Origin of the sequence: Stenotrophomonas aracearum (genome assembly GCF_031834615.1) — a bacterium.
GTDB classification, from domain to species: Bacteria; Pseudomonadota; Gammaproteobacteria; order Xanthomonadales; family Xanthomonadaceae; genus Stenotrophomonas; species Stenotrophomonas aracearum.
The window spans coordinates 789,544-811,727 of the sequence record NZ_CP115543.1 but is presented as its reverse complement, the minus strand read 5'-3'; the positions used below and the strand labels follow the sequence as shown (position 1 = coordinate 811,727).

23 protein-coding genes and 1 pseudogene are annotated in these 22,184 nt (G+C 67.6%); 11 read left to right on the top strand and 13 right to left on the bottom strand.

The window, feature by feature from the left end; genetic code table 11:
* Positions 1 to 34: 34 nt before the first annotated feature.
* Complete coding sequence (locus PDM28_RS03650) at positions 35 to 1,210, bottom strand: UbiH/UbiF family hydroxylase (RefSeq protein ID WP_311183860.1); 1,176 nt, start codon at positions 1,208 to 1,210, stop codon at positions 35 to 37.
* A complete protein-coding gene (ubiH, locus tag PDM28_RS03645) occupies positions 1,207 to 2,412 on the bottom strand; it encodes a 2-octaprenyl-6-methoxyphenyl hydroxylase (protein WP_311183859.1) in 1,206 nt (401 codons plus the stop codon). The genes PDM28_RS03650 and ubiH overlap by 4 nt, the downstream gene beginning before the upstream one ends.
* A gap of 84 nt (positions 2,413 to 2,496) precedes the next feature.
* Here ubiH and PDM28_RS03640 point away from each other — a divergent pair, with 84 nt between their 5' ends.
* The 9 genes from PDM28_RS03640 to PDM28_RS03600 all read left to right on the top strand — a co-directional run bounded on the left by PDM28_RS03640 (position 2,497) and on the right by PDM28_RS03600 (position 11,697).
* Positions 2,497 to 3,081 carry a hypothetical protein gene (locus tag PDM28_RS03640; protein WP_311183858.1) on the top strand — a complete coding sequence of 195 codons (585 nt, stop codon included), beginning with the start codon at positions 2,497 to 2,499 and terminating at the stop codon, positions 3,079 to 3,081.
* 11 nt (positions 3,082 to 3,092) lie between these two features.
* A complete protein-coding gene (locus tag PDM28_RS03635) occupies positions 3,093 to 3,647 on the top strand; it encodes a cob(I)yrinic acid a,c-diamide adenosyltransferase (RefSeq protein ID WP_311183857.1) in 555 nt (184 codons plus the stop codon).
* 30 nt (positions 3,648 to 3,677) lie between these two features.
* On the top strand, positions 3,678 to 4,595 hold the full coding sequence (locus PDM28_RS03630; protein ID WP_311183856.1) for a histone deacetylase family protein: 918 nt from the start codon (positions 3,678 to 3,680) through the stop codon (positions 4,593 to 4,595).
* Between the two features lie 91 nt (positions 4,596 to 4,686).
* Positions 4,687 to 7,143 carry an LPS-assembly protein LptD gene (gene lptD / locus PDM28_RS03625; protein ID WP_311183855.1) on the top strand — a complete coding sequence of 819 codons (2,457 nt, stop codon included), beginning with the start codon at positions 4,687 to 4,689 and terminating at the stop codon, positions 7,141 to 7,143.
* Entirely contained in the window at positions 7,140 to 8,489 is a 1,350-nt protein-coding gene (locus tag PDM28_RS03620) for a peptidylprolyl isomerase (protein WP_311183854.1), read from the top strand. The genes lptD and PDM28_RS03620 overlap by 4 nt, the downstream gene beginning before the upstream one ends.
* A gap of 11 nt (positions 8,490 to 8,500) precedes the next feature.
* Entirely contained in the window at positions 8,501 to 9,481 is a 981-nt protein-coding gene (gene pdxA / locus PDM28_RS03615; protein WP_311183853.1) for a 4-hydroxythreonine-4-phosphate dehydrogenase PdxA, read from the top strand.
* Positions 9,478 to 10,296, top strand: coding sequence for a 16S rRNA (adenine(1518)-N(6)/adenine(1519)-N(6))-dimethyltransferase RsmA (gene rsmA / locus PDM28_RS03610; protein WP_311183852.1), 819 nt, complete (start codon positions 9,478 to 9,480; stop codon positions 10,294 to 10,296). The genes pdxA and rsmA overlap by 4 nt, the downstream gene beginning before the upstream one ends.
* Entirely contained in the window at positions 10,293 to 10,676 is a 384-nt protein-coding gene (gene apaG / locus PDM28_RS03605; protein WP_311183851.1) for a Co2+/Mg2+ efflux protein ApaG, read from the top strand. The genes rsmA and apaG overlap by 4 nt, the downstream gene beginning before the upstream one ends.
* A gap of 13 nt (positions 10,677 to 10,689) precedes the next feature.
* Positions 10,690 to 11,697, top strand: a complete 1,008-nt coding sequence (locus PDM28_RS03600; protein ID WP_311183850.1) for a symmetrical bis(5'-nucleosyl)-tetraphosphatase — start codon at positions 10,690 to 10,692, stop codon at positions 11,695 to 11,697.
* 266 nt (positions 11,698 to 11,963) lie between these two features.
* Here the strand turns inward: PDM28_RS03600 and PDM28_RS03595 are convergent, their stop codons facing one another.
* The 8 genes from PDM28_RS03595 to PDM28_RS03560 all read right to left on the bottom strand — a co-directional run bounded on the left by PDM28_RS03595 (position 11,964) and on the right by PDM28_RS03560 (position 17,488).
* Positions 11,964 to 12,458 carry a dihydrofolate reductase gene (locus PDM28_RS03595; protein ID WP_311183849.1) on the bottom strand — a complete coding sequence of 165 codons (495 nt, stop codon included), beginning with the start codon at positions 12,456 to 12,458 and terminating at the stop codon, positions 11,964 to 11,966.
* A complete protein-coding gene (locus tag PDM28_RS03590; RefSeq protein WP_102946421.1) occupies positions 12,455 to 13,249 on the bottom strand; it encodes a thymidylate synthase in 795 nt (264 codons plus the stop codon). Before PDM28_RS03590 ends, PDM28_RS03595 begins: the two co-directional genes overlap by 4 nt.
* The gene (lgt, locus tag PDM28_RS03585) at positions 13,246 to 14,142 is read right to left on the bottom strand and encodes a prolipoprotein diacylglyceryl transferase (protein ID WP_311183848.1); all 897 of its coding nucleotides are present in this window, start codon (positions 14,140 to 14,142) and stop codon (positions 13,246 to 13,248) included. Before lgt ends, PDM28_RS03590 begins: the two co-directional genes overlap by 4 nt.
* Before the next feature lie 51 nt (positions 14,143 to 14,193).
* On the bottom strand, positions 14,194 to 14,682 hold the full coding sequence (locus PDM28_RS03580) for a TPM domain-containing protein (protein WP_311183847.1): 489 nt from the start codon (positions 14,680 to 14,682) through the stop codon (positions 14,194 to 14,196).
* On the bottom strand, positions 14,682 to 15,575 hold the full coding sequence (locus tag PDM28_RS03575; protein ID WP_311183846.1) for a TPM domain-containing protein: 894 nt from the start codon (positions 15,573 to 15,575) through the stop codon (positions 14,682 to 14,684). Before PDM28_RS03575 ends, PDM28_RS03580 begins: the two co-directional genes overlap by 1 nt.
* A gap of 3 nt (positions 15,576 to 15,578) precedes the next feature.
* The gene (locus PDM28_RS03570) at positions 15,579 to 16,214 is read right to left on the bottom strand and encodes a LemA family protein (protein WP_311183845.1); all 636 of its coding nucleotides are present in this window, start codon (positions 16,212 to 16,214) and stop codon (positions 15,579 to 15,581) included.
* A gap of 104 nt (positions 16,215 to 16,318) precedes the next feature.
* Positions 16,319 to 17,068 (bottom strand): TerC family protein, encoded by a 750-nt coding sequence (locus tag PDM28_RS03565; RefSeq protein ID WP_102946416.1) that lies wholly within the window; start codon positions 17,066 to 17,068, stop codon positions 16,319 to 16,321.
* 39 nt (positions 17,069 to 17,107) lie between these two features.
* On the bottom strand, positions 17,108 to 17,488 hold the full coding sequence (locus PDM28_RS03560) for a diacylglycerol kinase (RefSeq protein ID WP_102946487.1): 381 nt from the start codon (positions 17,486 to 17,488) through the stop codon (positions 17,108 to 17,110).
* A 250-nt stretch (positions 17,489 to 17,738) separates the two neighbouring features.
* On the opposite strand from PDM28_RS03560, the gene PDM28_RS03555 reads away from it, so the two are divergent.
* Positions 17,739 to 18,449, top strand: a complete 711-nt coding sequence (locus PDM28_RS03555) for an SGNH/GDSL hydrolase family protein (RefSeq protein ID WP_311183844.1) — start codon at positions 17,739 to 17,741, stop codon at positions 18,447 to 18,449.
* Positions 18,450 to 18,601: 152 nt separating this feature from the next.
* On the opposite strand, the gene PDM28_RS03550 is transcribed toward PDM28_RS03555, so the two are convergent.
* Positions 18,602 to 19,162 (bottom strand): hypothetical protein, encoded by a 561-nt coding sequence (locus PDM28_RS03550; protein ID WP_311183843.1) that lies wholly within the window; start codon positions 19,160 to 19,162, stop codon positions 18,602 to 18,604.
* Positions 19,163 to 19,509: 347 nt separating this feature from the next.
* Between PDM28_RS03550 and PDM28_RS03545 the strand changes: the two are divergent.
* Positions 19,510 to 19,951 (top strand): annotated as a pseudogene (locus tag PDM28_RS03545) (SGNH/GDSL hydrolase family protein); the annotation flags it as partial.
* Positions 19,952 to 20,075: 124 nt separating this feature from the next.
* Here the strand turns inward: PDM28_RS03545 and PDM28_RS03540 are convergent.
* Both PDM28_RS03540 and PDM28_RS03535 read right to left on the bottom strand, forming a co-directional pair.
* The gene (locus PDM28_RS03540; protein ID WP_311183842.1) at positions 20,076 to 21,347 is read right to left on the bottom strand and encodes a sensor histidine kinase; all 1,272 of its coding nucleotides are present in this window, start codon (positions 21,345 to 21,347) and stop codon (positions 20,076 to 20,078) included.
* A 58-nt stretch (positions 21,348 to 21,405) separates the two neighbouring features.
* Positions 21,406 to 22,119: a response regulator transcription factor gene (locus PDM28_RS03535; RefSeq protein ID WP_019182442.1), complete on the bottom strand. Its 714-nt coding sequence runs from the start codon at positions 22,117 to 22,119 to the stop codon at positions 21,406 to 21,408.
* Positions 22,120 to 22,184: the final 65 nt, after the last annotated feature.

Below are 22,184 nucleotides of genomic sequence, written 5' to 3'. Positions count from 1 at the left end.
ACGGCTGCACTTCCAGTTTTCGATCATTCCGGGCTCAAAGCCCGGCGGCGCGCTTCCACAACGCCGAGACCAGCGGCGGCAGCTTGCCTGCGCACCCCAGCGCGCGTCCGCGCGCCAGGGTCAGGTGCATCTCGTCATTCGAGAAAATGGTGTTGATTGCGTCAAGCCCATAGGCCGACACCGTGTTGTCGCTGCGCCGCTCGCGGGCCCAGCGCTGCAGGCGCTCCGGCGAAGACCAGTCCTGCCGCCGCTGCTGCGCGCGCAGCACCTGCGCGTGCAGGGCGGCCACGTCGCGCAGGCCCAGGTTCACGCCCTGCCCGGCCAGCGGATGGACCACATGCGCGGCATCGCCCAGGGTCAGCACGCGGCCGGCCACATAGGCCTGGGCGAGCTGGCGACGCAGCGGGAACGCGGCGCGGCGCGACGCCAGCGTCATCGCGCCCAGGCGGCCGGCGAAGGCGCGGGTCAGTGAGGCGTTGAACGCGGGCTCGTCCAGCGCCAGCACGCGTTCGGCCTCGGCATCGGGCAGCGTCCAGACGATGGAACTCCGGTGCGTGCCGGCCGGCAGCACCGCCAGCGGGCCGCTTACCAGAAAGCGCTGCCACGCGGTGGCCTGGTTGTCCTGTTCGGTGTCGATATAGGCCACCACCCCGCGCTGCCCGTAATCCTGGCGGCTGACCTCCAGCCCGGCCAGGCGGCGCAGGGTCGAGTCGGCACCGTCGGCGGCGACCGCCAGCGTGGCCTCCAGCCGGCGGCCATCGTCCAGGCGAAGGCGCACGCCGTCGGCGTCCTGCTCCAGCGCCTCCACCCGTGCCGGGCAGCACAGCTGCACGCCGGCGGCCGGCAGCGCCGCCCACAGGCGGTCCACCAGCAGGTCGTTTTCCACGATCCAGCCCAGTTGCTCACGCCCCAGGCGGTCGGCGTCGAACTGCAGTTCGTCGCCACCGGCGGCGTCCCAGACCCGCATGCGCCGGTAGGCGCAGGCGCGGGCCGCCAGCACCGACGGCCACACCCCCAGCGTGCGCAGCAGCTGCGCATTGTCCGGGGCGAAGGCGTACACCCGCAGGTCGGGCTGCTGCGGTTGCCAGCCGGCCGGCTCGCGGCCTTCCACCAGGGTGACCTCCAGCCCGGCATCGGCCAGGGCCAGCGCGCAGGCCGCACCGACCACGCCGCCGCCCACCACGATCGCATCGCGGGTCCGGCGGCTCATGCGCCCACCCCACGGCACAGCGCCGGCACCTCGCCGCGGAAGCCCATCGCTCCGCCGACCAGCATCGACTGCATCGAGGTCGCCTGCGCGGCGATCAGGCCGAGACTGCGCAGCGGCCGCAGCAGCGGTGCCGGGTTGCTGGTCAGCCGGGCCAGCCCACCGGAGAAGGCGATGGTCTGGCGGCGGTCCTCCTCGCGGCGCGCCACGTGCGCCTGCAGCAGCGAGTCACTGCCGGGGTCGGTCGCCGTCTCCAGCAGTTCGGCCAGGGTCAGCGCATCGCGCAGGCCCAGGTTGAACCCCTGTGCGCCCAGCGGATGGATGGTCTGCGCGGCGTTGCCGAGCAGGACCGCACGCTCGCCGACCAGGCCGCGCGCCAGCACCTGCACCAGCGGGTAGGCGCTGCGCGGCCCGCTCTCCAGCAGACGACCGGCACGCCAGCCGATGGCCCGCTGCAGCCGCGCCAGCCAGGCCGCGTCGTCCAGCGCCATCACCGCGTCGGCCTGGTCGCGGGCCACGCCGTGCACGGCACCGAAATGGCGGTCGCCACGTGGCAGCAGCGCGGTGGGGCCGGTGTCGGTGAACCGTTCGTAAGCGGTGCCGTCCGGCGCGCGTGCGGCGCGGACGCGGGCCACGAACAGGTTCTGCTGGAAGTCGTGCTCGTCCACCTCGATGCCCAGCGCGTCGCGCACGCCGCTGCGGGTGCCATCGGCGCCGACCACCAGCCGGGCCAGCAGGCAGCGCTCGCCGCTGTCATCGGCGATGACCACCTGCCGGTAGCCGTCCTCGACCGCGCCCAACCGCACGAAGCGTGCCGGGCGGTAGCGGGTCAGGTGCTGCAGGCCCTGCAGGCGCGCTTCCAGCGCCTGGCCGAAATCGCGGGCGACCACGACCTGGCCGAACCACGGCCGCTGGTACTCCGCCGCGTCCATCTGCACGCGGCCGAAGTCGCCGGCACGGGTGACCTGGATGCGGGTGATCGGGCCGGGGGCCGCGCCCAGCAGCTGCATCACGCCCAGCGCGGTCAACGCGTTGACCGTGGCCGCACCGAAGCTGAGGTTGCGCTGGTCGAACACCGGCGGCAACGCGCCTGCCGGAGCGGCTTCGACCAGGCCGACATCGCGGCCGGCCCGGTCCAGGGCGATGCCCAGGCTGGCACCGACCAGCCCACCGCCCACGATCACTACGTCATGACGTTCACTCATGCCGCCATGATAGTGCGTGCAGGCCGGCAACGCCCCGTGGCGGCAGGCGCTAGAATGAACGCTGGACCACCACTGCCCGTGCCCATGACCCCGACCGCCCAACGCGCCTTCATCCTGTTCGTGCTCGTGCTGCTGATGGCCGCGACCCGGGTCAATCACTTCGCCGCCATCCCCGACGCGTCCTGGGCGGTGTTCTTCATCGGCGGCTTCCACCTGCGCAGCTGGTCGCGCTGGGCCTTCCCGCTGCTGATGGTGCTGGCGATCGTCATCGATGTGCTGGTGATCCGCGCCAGCGGCATCGGCTACTGGCAGCACTACTGCGTGTCGCCGGGTACCGCACTGCTGGTGCCGGCCTACTTCGCGATGTGGGGCGGCGGCGCGTGGCTGCGCCAGGGTTATACCGGCGCCGACTGGACCGCGCTGGCCAAGGGCGCCGCGCTGCTGGTGGGTGCCGTTGCGGTCTGCCATCTGTTCGCGCAGAGCGGGTTCTACTGGTCAAGCGACGTGGTCGCCGCGCCCACCCTGCAGGGCTGGGCGACGAACTATGCAGACTGGTTCCTGCCGTACCTGCGCACCGCCGCGATCTATGTCGGGCTGGCCGCCGCGCTGCAGCTGGCCACCGAACAGGTGGTCAAACTGCAGCAGGCCCGCCGCGACGCGCTGCGCTGAGACCGGCGCGCATGGGCAACCGTCTTTCGCGGATCTACACGCGCACCGGCGATGACGGCAGCACCGGCCTGGGCGATGGCAGCCGCGTGGCCAAGGATGCGGCGCGGGTCAACGCCTTCGGCAGCGTGGACGAGGCCAATTCGGCGCTGGGCGTGCTGCTGGCGGTGGCACTGCCCGACGACGTGCGCACGCTGCTCACCACGGTGCAGCACCAGTTGTTCGACCTCGGCGGCGAGCTGTGCATTCCCGGCCATGCCGCCATCCAGGCCAGCGATGTGGGCGCGCTCGAGCAGCAGCTGGACCATTACAACGCCACGTTGCCGGCCTTGAAGGAGTTCATCCTGCCCGGCGGCGGCGAAGCGGCCGCGCGCTGCCACCTGGCGCGCACCATCGTGCGCCGTGCCGAGCGCGAAACGGTGACCCTTGCGCGGCTTGAAACCGTCCGCGCCGAAGCGCTGCACTACCTCAACCGGCTGTCGGACCTGCTGTTCGTGCTGGCCCGGGTGCTGGCCCGCGCCGATGGCCACGGCGAAGTGCTCTGGCAGCACGCCCGCCGCCACGGCTGAGCCGCCCTACCGCCCCGGAACCCCGTCCGCATGCTGGCTTTCACCCATCCCGACTGTCTGCTGCACGATCCCGGCCCGGGCCACCCCGAATGCCCGCAACGCCTGCAGGTGGTGCTCGACGCCCTGCACGCGGCCTTCCCGGCGCAGCTGGACTGGCGCCAGGCACCGCCGGCCAAGTTCGGCGAGCTGGCGCGGGTGCACGACAGCGCGCTGATCGACCAGGTGCTGGCCACCCAGACCGAACCCCTGCGCCAGCTCGACATGGACACCCTGACCTCGCCCGGCTCGGCCAGCGCCGCCGTGCATGCGGCCGGCGCCGGGGTGGCGGCGGTCGATGCGGTGATGCTGGGCAAGGACCCGCTGGCGTTCTGCGCGGTCCGTCCGCCGGGGCACCACGCCACCGCCACCACGGCGATGGGGTTCTGTCTGTTCAACAACATCGCCATCGCCGCGGCCTATGCGCGCGACCGCTATGGGCTGGAGCGCATCGCCATCGTCGATTTCGACGTGCACCACGGCAACGGCACCCAGGACATCTTCGCGGCCGACCCGCGGGTGGCCTACTACAGCACCCACCAGGCCGGCCTGTTCCCGCATTCGGGGCTGCGCCGCGACCGTGGCGCCGGCAACCTGCTCAACATCCTGCTGCCCCCGGGCAGCGGCAGCTTCCGCTTCCGCAACACCTGGGCCGACGAGATGCTGCCGGCGATCGACGATTTCCGCCCGCAGCTGCTGCTGGTCTCGGCCGGATTCGACGCCCACCTGCGCGATCCGCAGGCCGACCTGATGCTGGAAACCGACGATTTCGCCTGGATCACCGCCGAGCTGCGCGGGCTCGCCCGTCGCCATGCGGCCGGCCGCATGGTGTCGATGCTGGAGGGCGGATACGACCTGCAGGCGCTGGCCGAATGCAGCGTCGCGCACGTCGGGGCGCTGCTGGATCCATGAACCTGAACCCCTCGTAGGAATTTCCCTTCATTGCCCCTATGCAAGGGATGGGGCAAGCTGTGATCCGTTTTCGCCTGAATCCGAAGCCCGCGTGCGCCGAGCCCTCCGCCTGCTGCCCCTCCCCCTGAGCATCGCCATCTGCCTGCCGGCCATGGCCGACGAGAAACCGGTCAACTGGGGACTCTGCCCGGTCACCGACGTCCTGCCCGTCTTCCAGGACGCCCCGCCGGCGGACAAGGCCGCGGCTGAAACCCGCGACCAGCAACCGACCGATATCGAAGGCGACAGTCTGTTCGGCACCAGCACCGTGCCGCAGTACCAGGGCAACGTGGCGCTCAAGCGCGGCGACCAGTTCCTGGGCACCGACCACCTGAGCTTCGACACCGAGAGCGGCAACTACATCGCCGAAGGCAATGTCCGCTACCAGGACTCGTCGATCCGGATGACCGCCAAGCGGGCCGAAGGCAACCAGGAGTCGGACACCCACAAGATCAGCGACATCCAGTACCAGCTGGTTTCGCGGCGCGGCCATGGCGGCGCCGACTCGATCGACCTGCAGGGCTCGGTCGGGCAGATGCACCGCTCCACCTACACCACCTGCGACCCTTCGCAGCCGATCTGGAAGCTGTCGGCGCCGCAGATCGACGTGGACAACGACGAAGGCTTCGGTACCGCCCGCAACGCCGTGCTGCGGATCGGCAACGTGCCGATCCTGTGGGCACCGTACTTCAAGTTCCCGATCGACGACCGCCGCCAGACCGGCCTGCTCTACCCGCAGCTGGGCATGTCCGGCCGCAACGGGTTCGATTACGCGCAGCCGATCTACTTCAACCTGGCGCCGAACTACGACGACACGCTGACCCCGCGCTACATGAGCAAGCGCGGGCTGATGCTCGACAACGAGTTCCGCTATCTGTACGATGGCGGCCGCGGCCAGCTGGACACCGCCTACCTGCCGAACGACAAGCTGCGCGACCGCGACCGTGGCGAGTTCAAGTTCGAGGGTTACCACAACATCAATTCGACGTGGCAGGCCCGTGCCAACCTGGCCTGGGTCACCGACGAACGCTACACCGAGGATTTCTCCAGCAAGCTGCTGGGCGTGACCACCTCCTCGCTGCAGAGCCAGATCGGCATCTACGGCACGGGTGAGAACTGGAGTGGCGGCCTGATGGCCGACCGCTGGCAGAACACCGACTACACCCTGACCGACGCTTCCCTGCCCTACGCGCGCCAGCCGCGCCTGTTCGGCACCTGGGAGAAGCCGGTGCTGCCGTGGCTGGACGTGGGTGTGTATGCCGAGGCGGTGCGCTTTACCCATGATGATGTGGACGGCAAGCTGGGCGAGCAGGACGACTACGCCGACAGCGGCGTGGTCACGCCGTATTACAACGGCTCGCGCCTGGACGTGAAGCCATTCGTGAGCATGCCCTTCGCCGGCGCCGCGTGGTATGTCACCCCGACCCTGGCCTATCGGTACACCGGTTACGAGCTGGATCAGGGTCTGGCTGACCAGACCCGCCTGCAGGCATTGAACGACGCGAAGGTCGATCTGAGCACCCTTACCCCGGACCAGCTGCGCGGCAACACCTCGCCGCACCGCAGCGTGCCGATCGCCAGCCTCGACGCGGGCATGTACTTCGACCGCGAGACCACCATCGGCGGCAAGGGCTTCCTGCATACGCTGGAGCCGCGCCTGTTCTACCTGCGCACGCCGTACCGCGACCAAAGCGACCTGCCGATCTTCGACACGCGCGACTTCACCTTCAGCTGGGGCCAGCTGTTCCGCGATTCGCGCTACACCGGTGCGGACCGCCAGAACGACGCCAACCAGCTGACCATGGCGCTGAGCACGCGATTCATCGACCAGAAGACCGGCCGTGAGCGCTTCTCCGGCAGCATCGGCCAGATCCTGTACTTCGACGATTCGCGGGTCACTCTGCCGGGCCAGCAGGCCCAGATCGAGCAGGGCAAGTCGGCCTGGATCGCCGACGCCAACTATGCGATCAACGACCGCTGGAACCTGGGCGCCACCTACCAGTGGGACCCCAAGTACAAGCGCGAGGACCTGGCCAGCGTACGCGCACGCTACCTGATGTCCAACGACGGCATCGTCAACCTGACCTACCGCTACCGCATCAATGCGGCCGCGCCGGCAACCGCGACCAAGGAAGAGCGCACCCTGCTCGAGCAGGTCGACCTGTCCTTCCTGTACCCGATCAATGCCTCCTGGAGCGTGGTCGGCCGCTACTACTACTCGCTGGAGGACAAGGCGCCGCTGGAGATCATCGGCGGCGTGCAGTGGGACAGCTGCTGCCTGGCCGTGCGCGCCCTGGCCCGCCGCTACGTGCGCAACCGCGAGGGTGAGCTGAACAATTCGTTCCAGATCGAGTTCGTGCTCAAGGGCCTGAGCTCCATCGGCCAGAACACGGACCGCACTTTGCGCCGTGCTATTCTCGGCTATTACCGGGACGACCTCTATCTCGTGCCGCCCAGCACTACCGGTGCGCCCACGCGCGACGACTACGATCCGAACCTGATCCCATGACCAAGACCCTTCCCGTCCTCCTCGCTTCCGTCCTCGCCGTCACCACCGTTTCCGCGCCGCTGCAGGTGCTGGCCCAGCAGACCCAGTCGCTGGACCGCATTGCCGCGATCATCGACGAAGACGTGGTGCTGCAGAGCGAGCTGGACCGCGCCGTGCAGAACATCAAGGCCCAGTACGCAGGCCGGGAAAACCAGCTGCCGCCCGATGACGTGCTGAACCGGCAGGTGCTGGAGCGCCTGGTGCTGGTCAAGCTGCAGGTGGCCCGCGCCGAAGGCAGCGGGATCAAGGTCAGCGACCAGGAACTGAACCAGGCGTTGAATTCGATCGCCCAGCAGAACGGTTCCAACTTGGACGCCCTGCGCCAGCGTCTGGCCGCCGACGGTCTGGATTTCAATGACTTCCGCAGCTCGGTCCGCGACGAAATCACCGTGCAGCGCCTGCGCCAGAGCTTCGCGCAGAGCCGCATCAGCGTCAGCGAGGGCGAAGTGGATGCCGCGCTGAAGCAGGAAGCCACCGCCGGTACCCAATACCACCTGGCGCACATCCTGATCGCGCTGCCGGAAGGCGCCACCGCCGAGCAGATCGCCACCGGCCAGACGAAGGCCGACGGCGTGAAGGGCCTGCTGGACAAGGGCGAGCTGGACTTCAATGCCGCCGCCGTGCGCTATTCCGACAGCCCCAACGCGCTGGAAGGCGGCGACCTGGGCTGGCGTTCGCTGGATGAAATCCCCGGCGCGTTCGCGCAGATGATGACCAGCATGAAGGCCGGCGACGTGGTCGGCCCGCTGCGTGGCCCGAGCGGCTTCCAGCTGCTCAAGCTGGTTGAAGTACGTGACGCCAGCGCCAGCGCCGGCGGCCAGACCATCACCGAATACCACGCGCGCCACATCCTGGTGCGGGTCAACGACCAGCAGGACAATGCCACCGCCAAGGCCAAGGCCGACACCCTGCGGGCGCGCATCGCCGGCGGCGCGGACTTCCAGGCCGTGGCCCGCGAGTCTTCCGAAGACAGCAACAGCAAGGGCCAGGGCGGCGATCTCGGCTGGTTCCCGGCCGACGCGTTCGGTCCGGACTTCGGCAAGCAGGTCACCGCGCTGACCGACGGCGGCGTCAGCCAGCCGTTCCGCACCGATGCCGGCTGGCATATCGTGCTGCGCGAAGGCACCCGCCAGACCGACGCCGGCACCGACAACAAGCGCGCCCAGATCCGCGAGACCATCGGTCGTCGCAAGCTGGAAGAGGAATACAACCGCTACCTGCAGGAACTGCGTGGCGAAGCGTACGTGGACCTGCGCATCGCTACCCCCGGCCAGGCCGCTCCGGCCCCGGCGCCGACCAACCCCTGAGGCCCGCGCCGATGATCCCGCAGCTCGCTCTGGTACCGGGCGAGCCCGCCGGGATCGGCCCGGAACTCTGCCTTCGCCTGATCCAGCAGCCGCGCACCGATTGCCGGCTGCTGGCGTTCGCCGACCCGGACACGCTGCGGTCGGCCGCGGCAGCGCTATCGCTTCCGCTGAACCTGCTGCCTGAAGACGCGATCGCCCGCCAGCCGGGCGATCTGCCGTTGTGCCCAGTGCCCAATGCGACGCCGTCGCGCTTTGGCCAGACCGACCCGGCCAATGCCGGGGCGGTGATCGATGCCCTGCTCCAGGCCGGCCAGGCCTGCCTGGACGGGCGCCTGGACGGGGTGGTGACCGGGCCGGTGCACAAGGCGGTGATCAACCAGGGCGGGATCGCCTACAGCGGGACCACCGAGCTGCTGGCCGACCAGGCGGGCGTGCAGGTGGTGATGATGCTGGCCAACGACATCGTGCGGGTGGCGCTGGCCACCACCCACCTGCCGCTGCGCGCGGTGGCCGATGCGATCACGGCCGATGGGCTGGCGACGGTCCTGCACACGGTGCACGACGCGCTGCGCCGCGAATTCGGCATCGCTGCGCCGCGGATCGCGGTGCTGGGGCTGAACCCGCATGCCGGCGAGGACGGGCACCTGGGCCGTGAAGAGCTGGACGTGGTCATTCCGCTGCTGGAGCGGCTGCGCGCGCAGGGCATGGACCTGGTCGGGCCGCTGCCGGCCGACACGGCGTTCCTGCCGCAGAAGCTTGCCGGGTTCGACACGGTGCTGGCGATGTACCACGACCAGGGCCTGCCGGTGCTCAAGTACAGCGGCTTCGAACAGGCGGTGAACATCACCCTGGGCCTGCCCTACCCCCGGGTGGCGGTGGACCATGGCACGGCGCTGGATCTGGCCGGCCGCGGCATCGCGGATCCTTCCAGCCTGCTGGCCGCCACGGCGCTGTGCGCGCGGCTGGCCCGGCAACGTAAAATGCCGACATGACTTCTTCGCACTCCCCCTCTGCGCCCGGCTTCACCGCCCCGGCCAAAAAGCAGCTCGGCCAGCACTTCCTGGCCGACCGCAGCTACATCGACAAGATCGTGCTGGCGGTCAATCCGAAGGACGACGACCGGCTGGTCGAGATCGGCCCGGGCCAGGGTGCGATCACCCTGCCGCTGCTGCGTCGCCACCCGCGCCTGACGGTGATCGAGTTCGACCGCGACCTGATCGCGCCGCTGACCGCTGCGGCCGAGCCGCTGGGCGAGCTGACCATCGTGCACCGCGACGTGCTGCAGGTGGACTTCACGCCGCTGGCCGGCGACGGGCAGATCCGGCTGGTCGGCAACCTGCCATACAACATTTCGTCGCCGATCCTGTTCCATGCGATGGAGCATGCGGCGGTGATCCGCGACATGCACTTCATGCTGCAGAAGGAAGTGGTGGACCGCATGGCGGCCGACCCGGGCAGCAAGGTCTATGGTCGGCTGAGCGTGATGCTGCAGGCCTGGTGCAAGGTGACGTCGCTGTTCGTGGTGCCGCCGGGGGCGTTCCGCCCGCCACCGAAGGTGGATTCGGCGGTGGTGCGGCTGGTGCCGCGCGATCCGGCGACGGTCGGGATCCTGGACCGGAAGCGTTTCGCGGAGGTGGTGCGCTCGGCATTCGGGCAGCGCCGCAAGACGCTGCGCAATGCACTGAACGGGGTGGTGACGACGGAGCAGTTCGAGGCGGCGGGAGTGCGCAGCGATGCACGTGCGGAGCAACTGGAGGTGGCGCAGTTCATTGCGCTGGCCAATGTGCCGCGCGCGGAGTCGGCATGAGCGACGCCGATCAGTATGCGATCTCGGTGGAGGTCGCGCCGCGCTTCCTGGATGAGCAGTCGACGCCGGAAGACGGGCGCTTTGCGTTCGCGTATACGATCCGGATCCACAACGGCGGCCGCGTTGCGGCGCGGCTGGTGGCGCGCCATTGGCGGATCACCGATGGCAACGGGCGGGTGGAGCATGTGGACGGTGACGGGGTGATCGGGGAGCAGCCGCGGCTGCGCCCGGGTGAAGACTTCCGTTACACGTCGGGTGTCATGCTGGAAACCGAACATGGCACGATGCAGGGGCATTACGACATGGTGGCCGACGATGGCACCGAGTTCGCTGCACCGATCGCGCCGTTCGTGTTGACCATTCCGCGCACGCTGCACTGATGGAGGCGCACGCATGAGTGTCTGGGCCATCGGGGACCTGCAGGGCTGTTATGAGGTGACCCAGCGTCTGCTGGAGAAGATCCGCTTCGATCCGGCGGTGGACACGCTGTGGTTCTGTGGCGACCTGGTGAACCGCGGCGGTCAGTCGCTGGAGACGCTGCGGCTGGTGCATTCGCTGCGGGAGCACAGCGTGGTGGTGCTGGGCAACCACGATCTGTCGCTGTTGGCGGTGGGTGCGCGCACGGAGGAGGAGCAGCGCAAGGTGAATCCGGACCTGCTTCGGATCGTGCAGGCGGAGGACCGGGATGTGCTGCTGGACTGGCTGCGCATGCAGAAGCTGGTGCACGTGGACCGTGAGCTGGGCTGGATGATGGTGCATGCGGGGCTGGCGCCGAAGTGGACGACGCAGCTGGCGGAGAAGCATGCGCGGGAGGTGGAGCAGCAGTTGCATGGCGGTGGGTACCGCAAGCTGTTTCGCAACATGTACGGGGACAAGCCGGTGTGGTCGCCGGGGCTGTCGGGCTACGACCGGTCGCGGGCGATCATCAATCTGCTGACGCGGATGCGGTACTGCACGCCGCGCGGGCGGATCGGGATCGAGGACAAGGGCACGCCGGGCACGCAGGAACAGGGGTTGTACCCGTGGTTCGAGGTGCCGGGCCGGGTGGAGCGCGATCTGAAGATCGTGTGCGGGCACTGGTCGGCACTGGGCCTGACGATCACGCAGGGCGTGCATGCGATCGATACGGGTGCGGTGTGGGGCGGGAAGCTGACGGCGCTGCAGCTGGATACGGAGGAGCTGCGCGTGGTGCAGGTACCGGGCCGCGATGTGCCCAAGCCGGTCACGCCGCCACGTCCGCCGGCGCGTCGCCCTTCCAATGAAGGTGGCCCTTCGAGCGGGCGGCCGCCGCGCGGTCCGCGCGAAGGGCAGCGCGACCGAGGGCCGCGCCAGCAGCAGCCACGTCGACCGCGTGAGCCGGCTGGCAACAGCGGCGGCGACAGCTCGCCCACCACCGCGTAACGCGCTTGATTGCGCAGCATCCGTAGAGCCGGGCTCTGCCCGGCTGTTGTTGGATTCAGGCGAACAACCGTGCGCTGCAGGCGTTCCCTGGCTGGGGCCGTCGGGTGTGGGTTTGTGGGGGACGCCGTAAATACATCCATGTAGGCTCATCGCCGCATCCATGCGGCTCGTGCCCCCTCAAACCCACCCCCGCCGACCCCTCGATAGTGGGTCGGTGGCCATGCGTAGAGACACGCCATGCGTGTCTGATCTTTCAGCGCGCGGCGCTATCGGTCTCGCGCGTAATCCACGAAATCAAACGCATACGCGTGCTTTGCATCCGCGGGGTGATGCTCTCTCGCGACTTCCACCCACTGCTCCGCATCGAATTCCGGGAAATGCGTATCCGCGTTCACCTGCGCATCCACCCACGTCAGGTGCATGTCGGTGGCCTGCGCCATGACCAGGCGGAATACTTCACCGCCGCCGATCACGCACAACTCGTCTGCGCCCGTGGCGGCGGCGAACTGCTTTGCTTCTTCGATGGACGCAACTGCCTGCATGCCGTCGAACGGCACTTCGCCCGAACGGGTCAGCACCAGGTTCGGCCGCCCCGGCAGCGCGCGGCCCAGCGACTGCGCGGTCTTGCGTCCCATCAGGATCGGCTTGCCCAGTGTCAGGGCCTTGAAGCGCTTCAGGTCGTCTGGCAGCTGCCAGGGCAGCTGGTTGTCCTGGCCGATGCCATGGTCGCGGTCGAGGGCGACGATCAGGGACAGCTTCATACCGCGACCGGCGCCTTGATGGCGGGGTGCGGGTCGTAGCCGTCGATGCGGATGTCGTCGAACTGGAAGCCGAACAGGTCGGTCACTTCGGGGTTCAACCAGAGGGTGGGCAGTGCGCGCGGTTCGCGGGCGAGCTGTTCGCGGGCCTGGTCGTAGTGGTTGGAGTAAAGGTGCGCATCGCCGAGGGTGTGGACGAAATCGCCGACGCCGAGGCCGGTGGCCTGGGCGACCATGTGGGTCAGGAGGGCGTAGCTGGCGATGTTGAACGGGACGCCGAGGAAGATGTCGCCGCTGCGCTGGTAGAGCTGGCAGCTGAGCTTGCCGTCGACCACGTAGAACTGGAACAGGTTGTGGCAGGGCATCAGCGCCATCTGCGAGAGTTCGCCGACGTTCCAGGCGCTGACCACGAGGCGGCGCGAGTCGGGGTTGCGCTTGATCTCGTCGACCAGCCACTGCATCTGGTCGATGCTGCCGCCGTCGGCGGTGGCCCAGCTGCGCCACTGTTTGCCGTACACGGGGCCGAGGTCGCCGTTTTCGTCAGCCCATTCGTCCCAGATCCGGACCTGGTTGTCCTTGAGGTAGCCGATGTTGGTGTCCCCCTTCAGGAACCACAGCAGCTCGTGGATGATCGAGCGCAGGTGCAGCTTCTTGGTGGTGACCAGCGGGAAGCCGTCGTTGAGGTTGAAGCGCATCTGCCAGCCGAACACGCTGCGGGTGCCGGTGCCGGTGCGGTCGGACTTTTCGGTGCCGTGTTCGAGCACGTGCTGCAGCAGGTCGAGGTAGGCTTTCATGCCTTGCTCCCGGCGGCGGCCGGTGCGACCGGCAGCACCGGCTGCAGGACCGGTGCGCGGCGCGACAGGACCAGCAGGACCACGCCCAGCGCCACCAGCGGCAGGCTGAGCAGCTGGCCGCGGGTGAACCAGTCGAAGGCGAGGTAGACGCCGTTGTCGGGCATGCGCACAAATTCGACGGCGAAGCGGAACACGCCGTACATCAGCGCGAACAGGCCGGAGATGAGGTAGCGCTGGCGCGGCTTGGCCGAGACGGCCCAGAGCACGGCGAACATCACCAGGCCTTCGAGCAGCGCTTCATACAGCTGCGAGGGATGGCGGGCGTACGGGTTGAGCGCGCCGCTGGCGAACTGGGTGCGCAGGGTGTCCATGTCCACGCCGTTGAAGGCGGCCGGCAGGCCACTGGGGAAGACCACGCCCCAGGTGCCGTCGGTGTACTTGCCCCACAGTTCGGCGCCGATGAAGTTGCCGAGGCGGCCGAAGCCGAGCCCGAGCGGGACCAGCGGCGACATGAAGTCGAGGGTGTCGAACAGGTGCAGGCGGTGCTTGCGCGACCAGTACCAGCAGGCGAACAGCACGCCGAGCAGGCCGCCGTGGAAGCTCATGCCGCCGTCCCAGACCTTGAACAGCAGCAGCGGGTTGTGCAGGAAATCGGCGGTGGCATAGAACAGCATGTAGCCGACGCGGCCGCCAACCACGACGCCGAGCATGGCGTAGAACAGCAGGTCGGAGAATCCATTGCCGTCCACGCCCGGCAGGCGCCCCGCGGCGATGCGCTTGCGCCCCAGCCACCAGGCGGCGGTGAAGCCGAGCAGGTACATGATGCCGTACCAGTGCACCTTGACCGGCCCGAGCGAAAGGGCGATGGGGTCGATATCGTGGAAATAGATCATGGGCGGCGCCTTGCAGGTAAGCGGCTATTCTCGGCCCAGTGCCGCGTTACCTCAACCGAGCAGTTGGGGGGTATTGGGCAGGGCGTCAGCCTTGGACCCGCTGCCGGGCGGATAGTGCCCGGCCAGCACGTCGGAGACCTCGGCAATGGCCAGCAGCACCGCCTGCTGCAGGTCGTCGGCGCGCAGCAGGCCCTGCATGTGTTCGCAGATCGCCTGCCATTGGGTTTCGCCGACCCGGCCGCGCAGGCCGCGGTCGGCGATCAGTTCGATGGCGTGGTCGGCCAGCAGCAGGTAAACCAGCACGCCGTTGTTCTGTTCGGTGTCCCAGGTGCGCAGCTGCGCGAAGGCGTGCTCGGCGCGCTGGCGCGGGGTGACGCCCTGCCACAGCGCCAGCCATGGGAGGTCGGCTTCCACCGCGAACATGACCTGGCCGCCGTGGCGGCGCTCGCCGGCGGCAATCGCGTCGGTGATGGCCTGCAGCTTGTCTTCGCTGAAGGTGCGGTGCAACGAGGGAGCGAACAGGTGGCGCCAGATGCGCATCACCAGCCTCCCGAGGCGCCACCGCCTCCGGAACGTCCACCGCCACCACCCCAGCCGCCGCCACCGCCAAAGCCCCCGCCCCCACCGCCCCAGCTGCCGCCGCCGAAGCCACCGCCGCCCCAGCCGGTGTTGCGGGCGAAGCGGCCGGCGCGGCCGGAGGAGAAGCCGACGAACAGGCCGATCAGCCCGGCCAGGCCGCTGGCCAGCAGCAGCGAGGTGAACAGGAACGCGGCCGCCGCTGCCGCGCCGCCGCCGAGAAGCGCGCGGACCGGGCGCGGCAGCCAGCCCAGCAGGGCGCGGGCGAAGGTGCCGACGAAGAAGCCGATCACCAGGGCGACGGTGAAGCCGTCACTGCCGTTGCCGCGCGGCGCGCGGTTGTCGCTGACCGGCGCCGGCAGCGCCTCGCCGTCGACCAGCTTGACGAGGGCGGCGGTGCCGTCGGCCAGGCCGCCGGCGTAGTCGCCGGTGCGGAATTTCGGGGCCAGGTATTCCTGGATCACGCGGTTGGCGATCGCGTCGGGGATCGCGCCTTCCAGTCCGTAGCCCGGCTCGATCCGCACCTTGCGGTCGTCCTTGGCCACCACCAGCAGCACGCCGTCATCCACGCCCTTGCGGCCGACCTGCCACTGCTCGAACACGCGCTGGGTGTACTGCTCGATGGTTTCCGGCTGGGTGCTGGGCACCATCAGGATCTGCAGCTGGCTGCCCTTGTGCTGCTGCAGGGCCAGGGCCTGCGCTTCCAATGCCTGCTTCTGCGCCGCGTCCAGGGTGCCGGTGGTGTCGACCACCGGCGAGGCCATCGGCGGAATCGCGGCGTCGCGCTGCGCCCAGGCCGGCAGGGCCAGGCACAGGCAGCACAGCAGCAGCGCACGCAGCAGCGGGCGGACGCTCATGGCTTACTGCGCCGGGGCCTGCTGCGGCTGCGGCTGCGGCGCGGGCGCGGCCGGCTGCGAGCCGAACTTCACCGCCGGCGGCTGCGCGATCTGCGCTTCGTTCTCGACCGTGAAGTTGGGCTTGGCCGCGTAGCCGAAGATCTTGGCGGTGATCAGCTGCGGGAAGGAGCGGATGTAGGTGTTGTAGTCCTGCACCTGCTGGATGTAACGGCCACGGGCGACGGTGATGCGGTTTTCGGTGCCTTCCAGTTGCGCCTGCAGGTCGCGGAAGCCCTGGTCGGACTTCAGGTTCGGGTAGTTCTCGGTCACCACCAGCAGCCGCGACAGCGCACCACTGAGTTCGCCCTGGGCCTGCTGGAACTGCTTGAGCGACTCGGCGTCGTCGGCGTTGACGTTGACCTGGCCGACCCGCGCGCGGGCGTTGGTCACGTCGGTCAGCACCTGGCGTTCCTGGTTGGCATAGCCTTCCACGGTCTGCACCAGGTTGGGGATCAGGTCGGCGCGACGCTTGTACTGGTTGACGACTTCGGACCAGCCGGCCTTGACCTGTTCATCTTTCTGCTGGATCGCGTTGTAGCCACAACCAGACAACAGGCTGGCCAGCAGGACCAGCAGCATGAGGCGGATGGAGGTACGCATGGCCGGCTCCGGATCGGGGTGGACGCGGCCGGAGAATGGCATGAATAGGGGTTAATTCCCCGTCATGGTCGGGTACCGACCCTGGGTCGGTACCCGGAGACCCCTTACCAGTTGCCGGCGCCCGGCACGTGGTGGGCCAGCGCGCGGCGGCGCATCAGCAGGTTCAGCCACTCGACCAGCACCGAGAAGCCCATGGCGGCGTAGATGTAGGGCTTGGGCACGTGCACGTCCAGGCCGTCCAGGATCAGCACCGCGCCGATCAGCAGGATGAAGGCCAGGGCCAGCATCTTCACGGTCGGGTTGGCGTCGATGAAGCGGCCCAGCGGGTTGGCGGCCAGCAGCATGACGGCCACCGAAAGCAGGATCGCAGCGACCATCACCGGCACGTGCTGGGCGATGCCGACGGCGGTGATCACCGAGTCCAGCGAGAACACGATGTCAATGATGGCGATCTGCAGGATCACCATGCCGAACACGGCCGAGGCCTTGGTGGTGGTGGGGTCTTCGTCCTCGCCGCCGGTGATCAGCTCGCGGATTTCCATGCCGCCCTTGATGATCAGGAACAGGCCGCCGACGATCAGCACCAGGTCGCGGATGGAAATGCCCATGCCGGCTACGGTGAACAGGTTGGTCTGCATGTGCGCCAGGTACGCCAGCGACACCAGCAGCAGGATCCGGGTGATGCAGGCCACGGCGATGCCGAGCTTGCGGGCGAACGGGCGGCGTTCTTCGGGCAGCTTGCTCACGGCGATGGAGATGAACACCAGGTTGTCGATGCCGAGCACGATTTCCAGTGCACTCAGGGTCAGCAGGGTCAACCAGACGTTGGGATCGGAGAGCAGCTCGAGGAACATGGATACATCCTTACAAGGGGGGAATGACGCGCGGACGCGTCAGAAGATTCGCGGTGCCAGGACCAGGGCCCAGCACACCAGGACATTCATCATCAGCACGAACACGGCGGCCGAGCCCATGTCCTTGGCCCGGCCGGCCAGTTCGTGGAATTCGGGGCCATAGCGTTCGATCACCGCTTCAATCGCCGAGTTGGCCAGTTCCATGGCCAGCACCAGCAGCATCGAGCCGATCATCAGGGCACGCTCGACCGGGGTCTGGCCCAGCCACAGCGCCAACGGTGCGAGCACGACCAGCAGGTAGACCTCGAGCCGGAACGAGGACTCATGCAGCCAGGCGGCACGCAGGCCCTGCCAGGACCAGACGGCCGCCTTGAAGATGCGCCTGGGGCCGCGCGGCAGGTGCCCGAATTCGTCAGCCACGCAGGCACGCTCCATGGCTGGCAAGGGGGCACGACGGCAGAACCAGGGCACGGCAACGGGTCATGGGCAGCGCGGTAAGCGACGGACAATCCTCCATTTTGCCACAGGGCGGCCGGACCCACCCGAAGGTCCCGTCGAACCGGCCACCCACATCCGTAGTGCCGGCCGCCGGCCGGCTCCCGACACACCCGGACAACCCCTCCACCCCCTGCCCGCCTAAGATGACGTTGTACCCGTTCAGGAGTTCCGCATGACCCACCGCGTCGCCCGTCCGCTGCTGCTCGCCCTGGCGCTGACCGCCAGCCTGCCCGCCCTCGCCCTGAAGACCACCCCGGTCCCGCCGCCGCAGGTACCGGAGCAGGTGTCCAACGTGGCCTGGGCCGGGGACATGGCCGCCTTCGCCAAGGCCGACGCCGCCAATCCGCCGCCGCGCGGGGGCATCGAGTTCATCGGCAGCTCGTCGATCCGGATGTGGGACACGCTGGCGGCGGATTTCCCGGGCCAGAAGGTGTTCAACCGGGGCTTCGGCGGTTCGGAGGTGCGCGACAGCACCTGGTACGCGGACCAGATCGTGGTGCCGTACGCGCCGTGCAAGGTGTTCTTCTACGCCGGCGACAACGATCTCAACAGCGGCCGCAGCCCGGCACAGGTGCGCGACGATGTGGTGGCGTTCGTGCAGCGCGTGCACCGCGACCTTCCGAAGACCACGGTGGACGTCATTTCGATCAAGCCGAGTCCGTCGCGCGCGCAACTGCTGCCGGCGGTGGTGGAAGCGAACGGGTTGATCGAGCAGGCGCTGGCGAAGCTGCCCAACACCGGTTTCACCGACGTGTACACGCCGATGCTGGGCGATGACGGCCAGCCGCGCGCGTCGCTGTTCCGCGAAGACATGCTGCACATGCAGCCCGAGGGCTATGCTATCTGGCGCAAGGCGTTGACACCGAAGGTGCAGTGCACCTGAGTCGGACGAGACGTGTCCTTCGAGAATTTGGGACGATGAACACCCATTACAAAAATGCGTGCCGTTACCCAAGTAACGGCACGCCTCCTGTCGGGCACAATAAGTTAAGAATCTCGACGTAGCCACGCCGCCATTACGAAAGAGCGTAATGATCAGTAAGCCCAGAGGTATCCGAGAATCCCCTCATTAACCGTGCTTCCGTAGCCCTCACAGTTCTCCAAGGTACTATCGAAGTGATCCACCTTTTCAGGCAGATCCTGACGGCAACGATATAGCGGAGAGGTTCCCGGGTGATGATATGCATAGAGGTAGCCAATTAGTGCACGCTTCTTTGGCTTTGAATGGCCCTCGCAATTCTTGTCGTTTGAGGTGAAGTAGTTCCATCGCTTCGCAGCCTTCGAAATGCACTGATACAGTGCATTTGCACCTTCGAAAGGATGGCGGGCAATGAGCCCAATGTTGTTCATAAACCCGCCCTCGGGCCAGTCACCGCCCCCGACATACGTCGAGTTCTCGCTAAACATATCACCCCAGTGCCCGTTAATTTTTCGTCGCTCCATTATTGCCGTCGGCTTTACTGGATACGCTCCTCGCTCTAACTGAGCCAGGACAATCTCATCAGAAACAGGCTCCCCTCCCTGACCAGCGGCGGCAGCTCCAGCAGCGAAAGCGAGCACGACTACAGGGGTTACAACAAATTTCAATAGGTTCACCGAGCAACCTCCACAAGAATAATTCGTCAGAAAAAAAGCAAATACACGCGAACCACCGGATCCGCGATTTAGATCCTAACGATAGAGATGCACGACTAATTGAGCGTCACTCCACAAAATAAAAATTGATAGAAATAAACAATCAACGCCGCCATTTGCATTGAGCAGCAATATTGGTAAACCCGGGACTCGAACTTCCATGCGAGACTGGCATCAACTTCGGAACTTGACGATCCCACGTTTTAATTGCCCGCCAGGACTCCAATCAGAGCGCAAGTTCCCAACCCAAGCGTCGAGCGGATGAGCATTTGGGGACAAAAAGGGGTCACCGTGATTTCGGCACTTAGGAGATGGGCGACAGCACCTGGTACGCCGACCGTTTCGCTGTCACGTGCTTGCCGTGCATACGTGTTCTTCAGCGCCGGCGACACTCACCTCGACGGCAGCCGCGACGCGGCGCAGTTGCGCGACGAGGTGATGGAGTTCGTGCAGCGCGTGAACCGCGATCTGCCGAAGACTATCGTCGAAGGCATTCCGATCAAGCTGAGCCCCTGGCGCGCGCAGTCGCTGCCTGCGTTGGTGGAAGCAAATGGGTTGATCGAGAAGGCGTTGGCGAACCTGCCCAAGACTGGTTTCACCGATGTAAACACGCCGATGCTGGGCGACGACGGCCAGCCGCGTGCGTCGCAGTTCCGCGAGGACAAGCTGCACATACAGCCGGAAGGCTATGCGATCTGGCACAAGGCGTCGGCCTCGCAAGTCCAGTGCCGGCAATCGCAAGGCCCGTAATCTCGCGGTAGAGCCGGGCTCTGCCCGGCTCCGAAGAGCGTAGGTCCGGTCAGGGTCCATGCGTCACCGTGCCGACGGGCAGAGTCGGCGGCCGTTTGGGAACCGCCCCTACCTCACCCGCGGCTCAACGGTAAGCAATCGTCGCCTGCGTGCCGACGCCCGGCTCGCTGCTGAGTCCAATTTTCCAGCCGAACCGGTCGCAGAGCCTGCGCACGATCGACAGGCCCAGGCCGGTGCCCTGGGGGCGGCTGGGTTCGGCGCGGTAGAACGGTTCGAAGGCGCGCGACAGCGCTTCGGGCGACATGCCGATGCCGGTGTCGCGGACCACGACGCGGTCGTCGAGCACGTCGACGTCGATGCGGCCTTCGTCGGTGTAGCTGCACGCGTTGCGCAGCAGGTTGCTGATCACTACCTGCAGCACGCGCGGCGGTGCGTGCAGCTGCACCGGCCCGGTGCTGTGCACGTGGATTTCCACCGGGCGGCCGGCCAGCAGTTCGCGGGCGTTGTCCACTTCGTACTGCACGATGTCGTTGACGTCGAACAGTTCGATCTGCGGTTCCACGTCGGCTTCGCGGGCCAGGATCAGGAAAGCGTCGATCACCGCTTCCATGTCGCGGCCGGCGCGCTGGATGCGGTTCAGGCCGCGACGCAGGCGCGGCGTCATGTCCTGGTCGCCGAGCGCCATGTCGCTGGCCACGCGGATGACCGTGAGCGGGGTGCGCAGCTCATGGCTGGCGTCGCGGGTGAAGTTGCGTTCGCGCGCGACATGCGCGGTGACCCGGGTCGCCAGTGAGTGCAGTGCGGCGGCCAGCTGCCGGGTTTCGCCCTGCATGTCGGCCGGCAGCTTGTCCGGGGCAAGATCGGACGCTTCGGGGTGGCCCGGATCCCAGCGCGAGACCCGGCGCGCCAGCCAGTTGACCGGCGAGACCAGCCGTTTGGAGGCGCGGTAGGTGACCCATGAGGCGCCATAGACGGCCAGCAGGGTCAGCAGCACCGGGACGATGCCGAACCAGAACGCCAGCATCTCCGCGCGCGAGCGCAGGAAGACAAGGTAAAGCCGGCCTTCCGGACGCGCGTCGACCAGCACCAGCTGGTCGTCGGCCTTCAGTTCGTGGAAGCCCGGTGCAAGCTCGCGCAGGTTGGCCGGCAGGCTCAATGCCGACTGCCCGGTTTCGAGCAGGTACCCGCGGATGTTGCGCGTGTTCGGCGGCGGCTGCACGGGCGAGGCCGCGTGCAGGTCCCAGAAATAGGTGGCTTCTTCCTGCAATGCGCTGCTGACCAGGCTATGCTTGATGACCAGCGAGACCAGCCATGCACCCAGCAGGATGCCCAGGCTGGCGAGCACGGCCTGCAGGATGAAGGCAATTCTGATCTTGCGCGGCAGACCGTGCGGCATTACGACGTCCAGTGCAAAAACGGCGATGCCCCGGCAAGCGCCGGGGCATCGTGTCGCATCAGCTCATCGGCTGGGCGATATCGGCAATACGGTAACCTGCGCTCTGCACGGTGTGCAGCAGCGGACGGTCGAACGGCTTGTCGATGATCTTGCGCAGGTTGTACAGATGGCTGCGCAGGGTGTCCGAGTCCGGCAGGCCGTTGCCCCAGATTTCGCGCTCGATTTCCTGTCGGGTCACCACGCGCGGCGATTCGCGCATCAGGATGGTGAGCAGGCGCAGGCCGATCGGCGAGAGCTGCAGCTCGGTACCGGCACGGGTGGCGCGCATGCTGACCGGGTCCAGCACCAGGTCGGCGACCTTCAGCACTTCCGAACCGACCTGGCGACGCTCGCGGCGGATCAGCGCGCGCAGGCGGGCTTCCAGCTCCTGGATCGCGAACGGCTTGGTCAGGTAATCATCGGCGCCGAAACCGAGGCCGGTGAGCTTGTCGTCCAGCGTGTCGCGCGCGGTCAGCATCAGCACCGGGGTCGACTTGCGGGCGTCGTTGCGCAACCGGCGGCAGACTTCGATGCCATCCAGGCGCGGCAGCATCAGGTCCAGCACCACCACGTCGTAGCTGTTTTCCGCAGCCAGTCGATAGCCGTCCAGACCGTCCTGGGCGTAGTCGACCTCGAAGCCGCGGCCTTCCAGGTATTCGCCGATCATTTCGGAGATATTGCGGTTGTCTTCGACCACCAGCACCAGGCCGGAGGTTTCCTTTGTCTGACGCATGGGAGTCCCTCTTTCTTCAGCTTTGTGAAACATGCCGGATCGACGGTGGACGCGATGTGAAGCCG

Coding starts and splice junctions, on each gene's coding strand:
- PDM28_RS03650 (WP_311183860.1), bottom strand. CDS start 1,210: ATGAGCCGCCGGACCCGCGATGCGATCGTGGTGGGCGGCGGCGTGGTC.
- ubiH (WP_311183859.1), bottom strand. CDS start 2,412: ATGAGTGAACGTCATGACGTAGTGATCGTGGGCGGTGGGCTGGTCGGT.
- PDM28_RS03640 (WP_311183858.1), top strand. CDS start 2,497: ATGACCCCGACCGCCCAACGCGCCTTCATCCTGTTCGTGCTCGTGCTG.
- PDM28_RS03635 (WP_311183857.1), top strand. CDS start 3,093: ATGGGCAACCGTCTTTCGCGGATCTACACGCGCACCGGCGATGACGGC.
- PDM28_RS03630 (WP_311183856.1), top strand. CDS start 3,678: ATGCTGGCTTTCACCCATCCCGACTGTCTGCTGCACGATCCCGGCCCG.
- PDM28_RS03620 (WP_311183854.1), top strand. CDS start 7,140: ATGACCAAGACCCTTCCCGTCCTCCTCGCTTCCGTCCTCGCCGTCACC.
- pdxA (WP_311183853.1), top strand. CDS start 8,501: ATGATCCCGCAGCTCGCTCTGGTACCGGGCGAGCCCGCCGGGATCGGC.
- rsmA (WP_311183852.1), top strand. CDS start 9,478: ATGACTTCTTCGCACTCCCCCTCTGCGCCCGGCTTCACCGCCCCGGCC.
- apaG (WP_311183851.1), top strand. CDS start 10,293: ATGAGCGACGCCGATCAGTATGCGATCTCGGTGGAGGTCGCGCCGCGC.
- PDM28_RS03600 (WP_311183850.1), top strand. CDS start 10,690: ATGAGTGTCTGGGCCATCGGGGACCTGCAGGGCTGTTATGAGGTGACC.
- PDM28_RS03595 (WP_311183849.1), bottom strand. CDS start 12,458: ATGAAGCTGTCCCTGATCGTCGCCCTCGACCGCGACCATGGCATCGGC.
- PDM28_RS03590 (WP_102946421.1), bottom strand. CDS start 13,249: ATGAAAGCCTACCTCGACCTGCTGCAGCACGTGCTCGAACACGGCACC.
- lgt (WP_311183848.1), bottom strand. CDS start 14,142: ATGATCTATTTCCACGATATCGACCCCATCGCCCTTTCGCTCGGGCCG.
- PDM28_RS03580 (WP_311183847.1), bottom strand. CDS start 14,682: ATGCGCATCTGGCGCCACCTGTTCGCTCCCTCGTTGCACCGCACCTTC.
- PDM28_RS03575 (WP_311183846.1), bottom strand. CDS start 15,575: ATGAGCGTCCGCCCGCTGCTGCGTGCGCTGCTGCTGTGCTGCCTGTGC.
- PDM28_RS03570 (WP_311183845.1), bottom strand. CDS start 16,214: ATGCGTACCTCCATCCGCCTCATGCTGCTGGTCCTGCTGGCCAGCCTG.
- PDM28_RS03565 (WP_102946416.1), bottom strand. CDS start 17,068: ATGTTCCTCGAGCTGCTCTCCGATCCCAACGTCTGGTTGACCCTGCTG.
- PDM28_RS03555 (WP_311183844.1), top strand. CDS start 17,739: ATGACCCACCGCGTCGCCCGTCCGCTGCTGCTCGCCCTGGCGCTGACC.
- PDM28_RS03540 (WP_311183842.1), bottom strand. CDS start 21,347: ATGCCGCACGGTCTGCCGCGCAAGATCAGAATTGCCTTCATCCTGCAG.
- PDM28_RS03535 (WP_019182442.1), bottom strand. CDS start 22,119: ATGCGTCAGACAAAGGAAACCTCCGGCCTGGTGCTGGTGGTCGAAGAC.